Here is a 12,136-nt window from a genome sequence, read left to right on the forward strand (position 1 = left end):
AGTAACGATTGTAAAAACCTGTAACAAGATTATTTTATTCCTTTCGTCGGATTAAAATCCGCGTAAGTCATTCAATAACCACATGTTTTTTAAGGTAGCCAAACAAACAAGTGCCACTTTTTGGTGCAATAAGCCGCTATAACCCTGATCACTTAGTGGCTATATATCCATTATTCAAATGTGGTTATTGATTATAACGGCGCGACACTCTCGGTATATCGCTTCCTGAGTTGCTTACAAGCGTCAGGCGACGCGAGGCCGTTAGTCGAGGCCGCACGGGCCACACTTTCAATATGTTGGCATAGCGCCAAGCGTTCGGCGGCCTCTTCCCGTTCCAGGTCGACCTGAGCATTGAAGCGCATAAACAAGACGCCCAGCACCACCGCCACGCACACAACGCCGATCGCCGCATAGCGAAGGCCGTTGGAGGGCGTGTGTTCTGCTGGTTTCATGACTTAACCCGCCCTGCTCTTTTCATACCGCACATCGTCGCCCTCGACCCGGCCCACCTGCGTCCAACCCAGCCGTTGATAGAACCCGTTGGCGCGGATCTCATCGCGCCCGTCGGTGATCAGGTACAGCGTCGGGTGATGCTCAAACAGCGCGGCTTCAGCCACCGCCATCAGTTGGCGGCCCAGGCCCCGGCCTTCGTAAGCGGGCAGTACGAACATGGCAAATACCTCGCCGCTGTCATGGTTGACCATTGAGAAAGCAGCCGGCTGGCCCTGCACTTCTGCGAGCCACACACACGGCGATTCAGCCATGCTGTCTGCCAGCACCTGTGGCGTAATGCCCAGATCCGCCATCTGCTCACGGCTCAAATGGTTCTGCACCACTGCGGTGCGAATGGCGAACAACGTATCAATATCCGCCAGCGTCGCCAGCCGAACAAGGGTTTGCATAGATGCCGCCTCCGTGGATGCACGCAATTGTATGTAAATAGAAACACAGAGATTGTCGTGGATTTGTAAGAGAAGACATCCAACTACAGGGGTTTGGCCTGTTGTTGACGCCGAAACTGCCCTGGCGCCAGGCCATGGGCCTTGCGAAAACAGCGGGAGAAGTACGCCTCGTCGGTAAACCCGCAACGCTGGGCTACCACACCGATCATCTGCGCAGTGTTGAGCAGTAAGGTGCGCGCCAACTGCATGCGTCGGTCGAGCACCCACTGGGAGAAGGGTTTGCCGGTTTCTTTGCGCAGCAGATGGGTGAGGTAGTTGGGTGACAGGAAGGCAGCGGCCGCAGCATCAGTAAGATTCAGGCTCGGCTCGTGCAGATGCTCGCGGATATAGCCGTGTACCCGTGCCAACGCGTCTTTGCGTCCGCGCCGGGTGGCGTTATTGGCGGCAAACGCCTGCAAGGGTTCGGCGTACTGCTGGCAAACCAACCCGATCAGTTGGAACAAGTAACCCTTCAAGCGCTCACGCGCGCCGAAAGTGCGCTGGGCGTCCAGGGTGCGCATATGGCCGAGCCAGGTGTGCACTTGCTCAAAGTCTGCGTCGTCAAGAATGAAGTCCAGGTGCTCCTGAAAACGAAACGGTGACAGCTCCGGCGCCTGGCTGATGGGGATGTCTTCCAGGTCCAACGGGTCGCAGGTCAACTGCGGCAGGAAGAACGCCTGGCTGAAGTTGATCAGGATGAACTCGCCGTCTTGCGGGTGCGGAATTACATGCAGGCGATGGGGCAGGATAAACGCCATGGCTTTGTGCGGGAACGGACGCACCGCGCCGCCGATATGTTGCACGGTGTCGCCGCCCAGGTTGATCTGGATCTGGAAGTATTCATGCCGATGCGGGCTGGTCAGCGCCGCCCGCCCGCGCTTGTCGCGGATATAGAAGTCGGGGCGGTCGCTGCGTTGTTCCATGCCATAGGTGGTAACGCGGGTGCCTGGCATAACGGTCTCTCGAATGGCCTGGGCACCACTTTAGCCTCAACCCTGGCTTAGGGTGAAACTCAACTCGCCGATGCCCTCGATGCCGCCGGTCACCACGTCGCCGCGCTGCAACGCGCCGACGCCCGCCGGGGTGCCGGTAAAGATCAGGTCACCGGCCTTGAGTGCCACGGATTTTGAGGCGTAGCTGATGATTTCGCTCACCGACCAGATCAGGTCGGCCAGGTCGCCGACCTGGCGCTGCTCACCATTGACCTTGAGCCAGATCTTGCCGCTGGCCGGGTGACCAATAACGCTCGCAGGTTGCAAGGCGGTGCTGGGCGCCGATTCATCGAACGACTTGCCCCAATCCCATGGGCGCGCAAGTTTTTTCGCCTCGGCCTGCAGATCGCGACGGGTCAAGTCGATGCCGACGCCATATCCCCATACGTGAGACAACGCGTCCTCTGGGTTGATATCCGCCCCACCCGTGCCGATGGCCACCACCAACTCCACCTCATGGTGCAGGTCGGCGGTCAGTGGCGGATAAGCGATCACGCCTTCGGCCGGCACCACCGCATCCGCCGGTTTCATGAAGAAAAATGGCGGTTCGCGATCCGGGTCATGCCCCATTTCGCGGGCGTGTTCACTGTAGTTACGGCCCACGCAAAACACGCGACGCAGCGGGAAACGTGCGTCGCTGCCCTGTACGGCCAGGGATGGGGTTGGCGCGGGGGTGAATACGTAATCAGTCATGGCCTGTGCCTCTTGGTTTACCTGGGGCCAGTATGGCCAGCAGCGCCAAGGCAAAGTTGGACAGGTTTACGCAGATTTTGCACTGGCCGGTGCAAAACAGCCCTGGATCATTTACGCGCCACTTTGTAGCGCAGGCAATCCTGGTAAAAACTCTGGCGGATGACTTCGGGCTTGAGCCGTGAGCGGCTGTCGTAGGTCTGCTCGGTGATACCCATGGCCATCATGCGCATCCACGATTTGCTGAACTTGATGGTCTGGATCTTCTGCCGCGCGGCATACAGCGACACGCCTGACAGCTTGAGTTCCTGAGCCCTGGCGGCAGTGCCGGCGCCCCAACTGCACATGTACTTGTCGCCCTCGCGCAACTCTCGTGCCTGCAAGGTAGCCGCGCCGCCAGCCAGGGAACAGGCGATCAGCATCATTCCAACAGTGCGCATTTGCATCCCACCTAACCACCTGAAAATAAAAGTGATTTTGGCGGGGATTTTGTTACAAAGGGGCCATTAAATTGCCTTCCTGGCTAAACATTTACCTAATCAATGTTGGCAAACCCTGTGGCGAGCGACTGTGGCGAGCGAGCTTGCTCGCGCTGGGGCGCGCAGCGGCCCCTCGACAAAACAACCGTGTACATCAGGTGTACCCAAGTGTCAGGTTTTGGGGCTGCTGCGCAGCCCAGCGCGAGCAAGCTCGCTCGCCACAAAAAAACTGATGACCGTGGAGGGTGCCGATTACCACTGGTAGGTGGCGCTCGCCTGCACGGTGCGCTGCGAGCCGTACCAGCACCACGAATAGGAGTAGCACGAGGCCACGTATTCCTTGTTCGCCAGGTTGGTGGCGTTCAGCGCCAGGCGCAGGTTGTCGTTGGGGTTGGCGATATTCGGGATGTCGTAGTGCAGCGCCGCATCCATCAAGGTGTAGCCCGGCACTTTCAGGGTGTTGGCGGTATCGCCCCAGGACGACCCCACATACCGTGCGCCTGCACCCACGCCGAAGCCCTTGAGCCGGCCGTCGTGGAAGGTGTAGTCGGCCCACGCCGAGGCCGTATGGCGTGGCACGCCGTAGGTGGTGGTGCCCTCAACGGGAACCGCCGGCCCGGTGCCAACATCGCTGATCGGCGCATAGCGCACGGTGCTGTTGGATTTGCTCGCGCGGTTGTCCAGGTAGGCATAAGCCGCGGTAATGTCCAGGTTATCGTTGAGGCTGGCCTTGCCTTCCAGTTCAAAGCCACGGGACTGTTGCTCGCCGTCCTGGATCTGGCAGCGGCCACTGCCACACAGGTGCGTCGGGTCCGGGTCCATGGTCGGCACGTTGGATTGGCGCAGGTCGAAAATCGCTGCGGTGATAAAGCTATTACTGCCCGGCGGCTGGTACTTGATGCCGATTTCATACTGCTTGCCTTCGGTGGGCTTGAACACCGACCCGCCATACCCCGTGCCCGATTGCGGATTGAACGACTCCGCATAGCTGGCATATGGCGCCAGGCCGTTATCAAACAGGTAAACCAGGCCGACGCGCCCGGTGAACGCCTTGCTGTCCAGCGACGACTTGCTCTTGGCGCCAGAGCTGATGGTTTTAGTGGTGCTGTCGGTGCTGGCCCAGTCATAGCGGCCGCCCAGCAACAGCACCCATTGGTCCCACTTCATTTGCTCTTGCAGGTAAACACCGGTCTGCTCGCTGCGCGCGGTGGCATCGGTGATGAACGCGGGTGTGGTGACCGGCGCGCCGTAGACCGGGTCGAAGATATCCAGGTTCGGGCCACTGCCATACCCGGTTTTGGTGTCGGTGCGGGTGTTCTGGTAATCGAGCCCCATCAACAGCGTGTGCTGCAACGGCCCGGTGTCGAATTTGGCCTGCACCTGGTTATCGAGGGTGTAAGCGTCCATGTCCACATCGGCAGCGATGGTGGAGCGCTTGGAGGTGCGGTAATCACCCATAAGATAGCTGTTGTAGATGCTGCGATAGACGCCCTCGGCGCGCAGGTAGCGGGCGTTCTGGCGCAGCGTCCACACGTCGTTGAAGTGATGTTCGAAGGCATAGCCTAGGGAGTAATGCTCGCGGTCGCTTTTCTCGAAGTTCTTTTCACCATCATAGAAATCCACATCGATCTTTCGCCCGGTAGGGCTGCGCAGCACCGAGCCCCAGGCCGGCACCGAACCGTAGGACGCGCCCTTCGGGTCTTTCTGGAAATGCCCGAGCAACGTCAACGAGGTCGCATCGTCCGGGCGCCAGGTGAAGGCACTGGACAGTGACTGGCGGCGGGTCTCGGTGTGTTCGACCTGGCCATCGGCATCATCGAACAATCCGGCCACGCGATAGGCATACACACCTTGATCATCAAGCGGGCCGCTCAGATCGAAGGTGGTGCGCTTCTTGTTGAAGGTGCCGTACTCCACGCCGACTTCATGAAACGGTGTGTCCAACGGGCGTTTGGTGACCATATTGATCACACCGCTTGGCGTGCCCTGCCCGTACAGCACCGAGGCCGGGCCGCGCAGCACTTCGACGCGCTCCAGGTCGAAGGCATCTTTCTGCGGCAAGGCATCCCGGCTTGATGGCATGCGCAGGCCATCCAGATAAGTAGCCGGGGCGAAACCACGAATGGTCAGTTGATCAAGACGCGACGCCGTGGCCCCACGGGTTTCAGGCACCACAGCAGCGCTATAGCGCAGGATCTGGTTGAGGCTTTCGGCGTTTTGCGCACGCATCTGATCCTTGGTGACCACCGAAATCGACTGCGGCGTCTCGATCAGCGCGGTATCGGTCTTGGTGCCCGACAGGCTGCGGGTGGCGACATAACCCGCCACCGGCCCGGTGGGGCTTTCGCTCTGGTAGGCGCCGCTGATGGTGGTGGCCTGCAACTGCATGGCGCCGCCATCGTCCGGGAGCGCTTCGAGGCGATAGCGCTCGGCGGAGATCTTCAAGGCCTGCAAGCCACTGCCCGCGAGCAATTGCGCAAGTGCCACGTCGGTGTCGTATTGCCCGCTCACACCGTTGCTGTGCTTGCCGCGCGTCAAGCCTGCATCAAATGCCAGTACCAGCCCGGCCTGCTCGGCGAGGATATTGAGGGATTGGCTCAAATCACCGGCGGGAATCGAAAAACGGCGCAACTCGCTGCCGGTTTCTTCGGCAAAGGATGGCTGAACGGCAAATAACGGCACAGCGGCAAAAGCCATCGCCACTGACAGGGCCAGTGGGTGCAAGGGACGAGCAAGGCGCGACATGGGAAATCCTGCGTAATGGAGGTTCTATTAACCATGACGGCCATGTCGCGGAATCGGGCAAGGATGAGAGTCATTTTTATTTGAGTTGTTTTATTGCAATGAGCCAGATCGCTTTTTTGCGTAGTCCTTCCGTATAGATTTTCGCGTTTTTTACCCGTCCAGCGTCATCCCATTCTGATTTTTCCAACCATTCGTCCAGCGGCTTTTTCCTGCTGCAGACTCCGACGCCTTGCCATTTTTGCCGAGACGTCACGGATGACCAACGCCACCCACATCGCCTTTATCGAACATGAGCTGAATGGCTTTCATCAGAGCCTGGCGGAGTATCGCCAGCAGATGGGCGCCTGGTATGCGCGGGCGCTGGATACGCTCAGCCATGCTGCGGATATGCCGTCGCTGTTGGGCATGGACCGCGTGCTGCGGGTTGGTGATGCGCAACAGTCTGTGAGTATCAATGACATGGGTTTTTCCACCGTGGCCCTGTGCCCGGCGGGCGGCGAGCTGAAAATCCAGAGCCTGTTCGAATCGGTGTATGAGGTGCCGATCGGCGATATCCCCGTTGAGGTCATCCGGCTGGATGACGGCAGTTCCACGCTTGTCATGCTCGATGAGCACGGCAAGGGCTCGCATTTTTGCGCCGCTGGCGGGCGCTATCAGGTGCGGGTGCAGGGCGGCGTGTCTGCGCAGCAAGTGGACGCGCTGTTTGCCTCCTACTCCGGGCTGACGGCTGACCTTGAGCACTGGCTGCGCGAGCAGTGGAAAGGGTTCAAACCCTACTGGCAGCAATCGACCGCCACCGCGATTGGCAGCGGTGTGCTGGCGGGCAGTTGGGCGGCAATCCGCGATGTATGGGACAGCATCAAGCTGGTTCAGGCGATTCTTGAAGACCCGCTGAAATTCGCTGAGCAACTCGGCGCCGAGGCCGCCAAGTTGGCGCAGTTGGCTACCGATGCGCCCAAGGTCATGGAACAGGCCATGTTACTGGCCAGCGATGAAGCCGCGCTGTACCTGATGCTGCGCACCGCGATGCTCTGGCTTGACGCACTGCCACCCGGCGAAATCGCGGAGACCGCGGCAGGGTTTGTAGTGTCGCTGCTGATTGATCTGGTGATCGGCGCGGTACTGACCATCGCGTTACCGGCAGCAGGCGTGGCTTATCTCGGTTTGCGGCTGGTCAAGTACGGCGCGCGGGTTTTGGATGCCGCTGTGGGTTTTGTCAGGAGCCTGCTCGGGATTCTGACCAAATTCCTGCAGGCGGTGGACCGTTACAAGGCGGTGGCAGTTCGCGGTGTGGTTGGCGGGCTGAAGCAAGGCACGCTGCAGATGCGCTGGCGGGCGCGGCAAAACGCGGTTGTGAAGCAAAAAGAACACGTTGATGACGTGCCGGCTTCGGCCAAGAACCTGAATGGCGATGCGGCGGCATCTGCGGACAAAACCGTTACCAACGGTTGTCCGGTGTCGATGGTCACCGGCGAGGAATTGCTGACCCTCACCGACGGCACGCTGGACGGGGTTTTGCCGTTTGAGTGGACACGGCTGTATCGCACCAGTGCAGTGGAAGTGGATGGCGGGTTGGGGTTTGGCTGGAGCCATTCGCTGGCGCATAGGCTTTGTGTTTCCGGTGATTCGGTGGTGTGGACGGATCATGAAAATCGCCGTACTGAGTTTCCGTTGCCTACCGCTGCTCGACCGGCGATTACCAATAGCTTGGCCGAAGCGGCGATCTATTTGGGCGACTTGCCCGATGAACTGGTGCTGGCCCAGGCGTCGCGCTTTTATCACTTTCGCGACGGTACACTGACCGCGATCAGCGATGCGTATGGCAACCGACTGCGAGTTTTTCACGATCGGTTGGGGCGGGTTGAGCGGCTGGATAACGGTGTGGGGCGCTCGCTGCTGTTGCGGTATGAGTTTGGCCGCATTGTGGCGGTGGACTATCAGGTTCATCGCGCCAAGGGGCACGACCCCTTCGAATGGGTGACGGAGCAGAAGGTTGTTTCCTACGCCTATGACGACCTTGGCCGACTGGTTTCTGCGACCAATGCTGTAGGTGAAAGCGAGGTATATCGGTACGACGAGCAGCACGTCATTCTTGAACGCGGGTTGGCCGGTGGGGCGAGCTTCTTTTGGGAATGGGAACGGGCTGGCAAGGCGGCGCGGTGTGTTCGGCATTGGGCCAGCTTTTCGCAGATGGATACGCGGTATGCCTGGGGCGATGACGGCCGTGTCACGGTGCATAACGCTGATGGCAGCCGGGAAGTGTATGTCCACGATGACCGTGCGCGACTGGTGCAGCGCATTGATCCGGACGGTGCTGAACACTTCAAGTCTTATGACGATAAGGGCCGGCTGACAGTCGAGCAGGACCCGCTTGGGGCGGTGACGGCGTACCAGTACGACGAAGCCGGACGCTTGGTGGCGTTGTTTCCGGGGGATGATGAGCCGACGTCCTACGAGCATGACAACGGGTTCGTACGAGTTGTACGCCGTGGTGAGGCAGTTTGGAAATACGAACGTAACGATCAGGGCGACGTCACGCGTAAGACCGATCCTGACGGCAATATCACGGACTACAGCTACAACAAATATGGGCAACTGACGGGGGTTTGGTTTCCCGACAACAGTTGCCATCGGCTGGTCTGGAATGAGCGTGGGCAGTTGCTTGAGGAGCTGCTGCCTAATGGCGGTAGCAAGCGTTATCGCTATGACGATCTAGGGCGGCAGATTGCTCGCGAGGATGAGCACGGTGCGCTGACCCAGTACCAGTGGGACAGCGTGGGTCGGTTGATTCGTGTCGTATTGCCAGGCGGCGCAACGCGCGAATACAGCTACAACGCCTACGGAAAAATCACCGCCGAACACGACGAACTTGGCCACGTCACCCGCTACGAATACGCCGACGGCCTGCACCTGATCAGCCGCCGTATCAACGCCGATGGCACCTACGTTAAATACCGCTACGACAATGCGCGCCTGCTGCTGACCTCAATCGAAAACGAGGTGGGCGAAACCTACCAGCTCGATTACCACCACAATGGCCTGATCCAGCAGGAAATCGGCTTTGATGGCCAGCGCACGGCTTACGTGTATGACCTCAACGGCAACCTGGCGGAAAAAACCGAACACGGCGACGACGGCAGTCAGCTCGTAACCCACTACGCGCGAGACCACGCCGGCCGCCTAGCAAGAAAAACCCTGCCAGACGGCAATGTTGTCGACTATGCCTACGACCGCCAAGGCAACCTCCTCAGCGTCGACGACGGCCACTGGGCGCTGGCCTACGAGTACGACCCACAAAACCGCCTCACTGCCGAACACCAGGGCTGGGGCACCTTGCGTTACGGCTATGACGCCTGCGGGCAGTTGCACCATCTACGCCTCCCGGACAATAACCGGCTGGTGTTCAACCACGACAAAGGCGGCCACCTTTCCACCGTCGAGCTAAACGGAGAAACCCTCACCTCCCACCTATTCAAAACCGGCCGCGAACACCAACGCCAACAGGGCCAGCTCCTCAGCCACTACCACTACGACGACCAAAACCGCCTGCACGCCCACGCCGTCAGCCAACAGCAACACACCCTTTATCAACGCCAATACGACTACGACAAAAGCGGCAACCTCACCCGCCTGCTCGACACCCGCAAAGGCGAACACCACTACCACTACGACCCCCTCGCCCGCCTGACCCGCGCCGACCACTCGCAAGACGTGCAGGAACGCTTCGGCCACGACCCGGCTGGCAACCTGCTCATGCAAGACCGCCCCGGCCCGGACATCGTGGCGGGGAACCGGTTGATGATCCAAGGCGATCATCATTACGACTACGACGCCTTCGGCAATCTGATCCGCCAGCGGCGTGGCAAGGGTCATCAGCTCGTTACCGAATATCGCTACGACTGCCAGCATCGGTTGATAGGGATCACACAGCCCAACGGGCAAACCGCCAGCTACCGCTATGACCCGTTTGGGCGGCGGATCAGCAAGACGGTGGACGGAAAAACCACGGAGTTTTTCTGGCAAGGCGACAAGCTAATTGCCGAACACGAGGCGGATCGGCATCGCAGCTACCTCTACGAGCCAGACAGTTTTCGCCCGTTGGCACTGCTGGAAGGCTTTGGGCCACAAGAAACAAAGCCCTTCCACTACCAACTCGACCACCTCGGCACACCGCAGGAACTCACAAATCCCGAAGGCGAAATCGTCTGGTCCGCGCACTACCGCGCCTACGGCGAAATCGCCCGCCTAGACGTAAGAAAAATCGACAACCCGTTGCGTTTTCAGGGCCAATATTTTGATGCGGAAAGCGGACTGCACTACAACCGCCATCGCTACTACAATCCAGATATTGGTCGTTACCTGACGCCGGATCCGGTGAAGCTGGCGGGTGGAATTAATGCTTACCGGTATGTGCTCAATCCTACTGGTTGGGTGGATCCGCTAGGCTTAAGCACGTGCCCTGGCGGGGATGGATGTAATCCGACACACGTCGCTGATGATCCCGGTAAATATGCCAAGGTACACGAAGGGGATACGGAACTCCCCAAAGGAGCCTACAGTGAACTATCTAGAAATGGCGCATTTAAAAGGGCGAAGGCAATAGGGGGCGTTCCACAAACGCAACACCCCACGCTAGTACGTAAAGTTAAGATCACAGACCAATACCAACACACAGAGGGCAGAGTGTATATATTTGAACTACAGGAACGCCAAATAGAAATCAGGGAGCACTCACTTGGCCATAAAAAAGGCAACCTTGGCCCGCATTTCAATACGGAGGCTAGTATCGATGGAAAGTCAACACCCTTAAAAAATCACGTAGACAATCACTCATACTTTAAAGGAAACAAATGAAATCAGTATTCATAAGAGAAACAGGTATACATCCCTGGGAGCAACTGCAGCCTATTCATGATAAAAACTATATAACGGTTACACTGCTTAACCAAGAGTATACCGATGTTTGGGAAACCTGGTGCGAGTTCGCCTCGATACTTACACTAAGATGGCCAAAAATCGTACAATGGCACACAAAACTGTTACCTTTCCATAGCAAAAGCCAAGAATATATTTCACAAAAAACCTTTCATAAAAACTCGAAGCCAGGTGATATCTTAAGAAAAAACGAATCAACCAAAATCTACTCACAGATAATTAACTTAGATTTTGACTCGCTTCGAACACCCCCTAACAGCATGACACCCCATCGAACATCTATAATAATTATGCAAAACAACAACGATAACAACCTTGACCCTTTATGGCATAAACTAAGCAACCTCGCTGAAATTTATAAAACTGATGATTTCAAAATAATACTTACTGATGAGGAATCTATTACCTTCAGCTTCTATGAAGCAGAAACACATGGCGTTGCTCAGCTGATTTGCCACTCAAAACACTTGCCGTACCTAAACGAAAGCATTAATAAAATCCACCTAGAAGAAATTCAGAAAAAAGATATATACGCATACATCCACAGGTAACGCGTAGAGATACTCGATTTTTTGCTCTACGTGCTTCTCCTTTCAGAAATAGCCAAATATAGGATTTGGTAGGAAAAATCTAAAGAAAATTAACAAGCCTGGTAAAATATCTGCATGACACGAACACGACCACTCACCTCCCATTCAGAAAACTAAGAGAGATAAAAAAATAGCTATCTAAGTGAAAATTTGATTACTAATTACGCGGCAATTCACATGCCCCTTCGTTCCTGGGCTTCAGACACTGCCTAAGCCTAGGCCAATTAGCAAGTATCCCTCTTCTGTAGAGCACGTGGGCAGAACATAACGTGATATAATGAAGCTCATTTGCACGCCGCTGGCTCTGGAAGCAATGAATTTTTAGACACAGGTGATTACCCAGATTCATTATTGGAAAGCATTTCATTGACGAACGGAGAATACCAGCAGCTTTGGGAATCAGCAATTATAGATTAGATTAGATTAACGATGAGCTAGGAAAAATGATCGACGACTATGAATTCGAAAGCATTAACCCTCATGAAGATTTCAAAAAAGGTCTGCACATACTAAAACATAATTCCATAGCCGAAAACCAAGAGCTATCATGCAAAACAATTCAACCAAACAAGCTGGCGACTGACAAGAACACAGGACTGTATTTCTTATTTTTATCATAAAAATCATGAGCCCTGCCAACCACTATCTAAAATATTCAAAAAATAATTTGTACACCTCTCCCACTTTTCAATTCAAAAGAGACACCGAACTGCGACAAAGTGCACATAGAGCGACATTCTCACCAACTTAAAAGTTTGAAAAAT

General features: G+C 56.5%; 8 protein-coding genes. 2 read left to right on the plus strand and 6 right to left on the minus strand.

Features of this window, described 5'->3' with window-relative positions; all coding sequences use genetic code 11:
- Positions 1–191: 191 nt before the first annotated feature.
- The 6 genes from P5706_RS18575 to P5706_RS18600 all read right to left on the minus strand — a co-directional run bounded on the left by P5706_RS18575 (position 192) and on the right by P5706_RS18600 (position 5,847).
- Positions 192–452: a hypothetical protein gene (locus tag P5706_RS18575; RefSeq protein ID WP_285680741.1), complete on the minus strand. Its 261-nt coding sequence runs from the start codon at positions 450–452 to the stop codon at positions 192–194.
- A gap of 3 nt (positions 453–455) precedes the next feature.
- A complete protein-coding gene (locus tag P5706_RS18580) occupies positions 456–902 on the minus strand; it encodes a GNAT family N-acetyltransferase (RefSeq protein ID WP_200434714.1) in 447 nt (148 codons plus the stop codon).
- An 83-nt stretch (positions 903–985) separates the two neighbouring features.
- A complete protein-coding gene (locus P5706_RS18585) occupies positions 986–1,894 on the minus strand; it encodes a helix-turn-helix transcriptional regulator (RefSeq protein WP_285680743.1) in 909 nt (302 codons plus the stop codon).
- A gap of 36 nt (positions 1,895–1,930) precedes the next feature.
- Positions 1,931–2,626: a fumarylacetoacetate hydrolase family protein gene (locus P5706_RS18590; protein WP_285680744.1), complete on the minus strand. Its 696-nt coding sequence runs from the start codon at positions 2,624–2,626 to the stop codon at positions 1,931–1,933.
- A 107-nt stretch (positions 2,627–2,733) separates the two neighbouring features.
- Positions 2,734–3,063, minus strand: a complete 330-nt coding sequence (locus P5706_RS18595) for a hypothetical protein (RefSeq protein WP_200434717.1) — start codon at positions 3,061–3,063, stop codon at positions 2,734–2,736.
- 291 nt (positions 3,064–3,354) lie between these two features.
- Positions 3,355–5,847, minus strand: coding sequence for a TonB-dependent siderophore receptor (locus P5706_RS18600; protein ID WP_285680746.1), 2,493 nt, complete (start codon positions 5,845–5,847; stop codon positions 3,355–3,357).
- Between the two features lie 255 nt (positions 5,848–6,102).
- On the opposite strand from P5706_RS18600, the gene P5706_RS18605 reads away from it, so the two are divergent.
- Together P5706_RS18605 and P5706_RS18610 are read left to right on the plus strand one after the other, a co-directional pair.
- Positions 6,103–10,701, plus strand: coding sequence for an RHS repeat-associated core domain-containing protein (locus tag P5706_RS18605; RefSeq protein ID WP_285680748.1), 4,599 nt, complete (start codon positions 6,103–6,105; stop codon positions 10,699–10,701).
- Positions 10,698–11,333, plus strand: a complete 636-nt coding sequence (locus P5706_RS18610) for a hypothetical protein (RefSeq protein ID WP_285680750.1) — start codon at positions 10,698–10,700, stop codon at positions 11,331–11,333. Before P5706_RS18605 ends, P5706_RS18610 begins: the two co-directional genes overlap by 4 nt.
- Positions 11,334–12,136 lie beyond the last annotated feature (803 nt).

The organism is Pseudomonas sp. ChxA (genome assembly GCF_030263855.1).
Lineage (GTDB): Bacteria > Pseudomonadota > Gammaproteobacteria > Pseudomonadales > Pseudomonadaceae > Aquipseudomonas > Aquipseudomonas fluorescens_CB.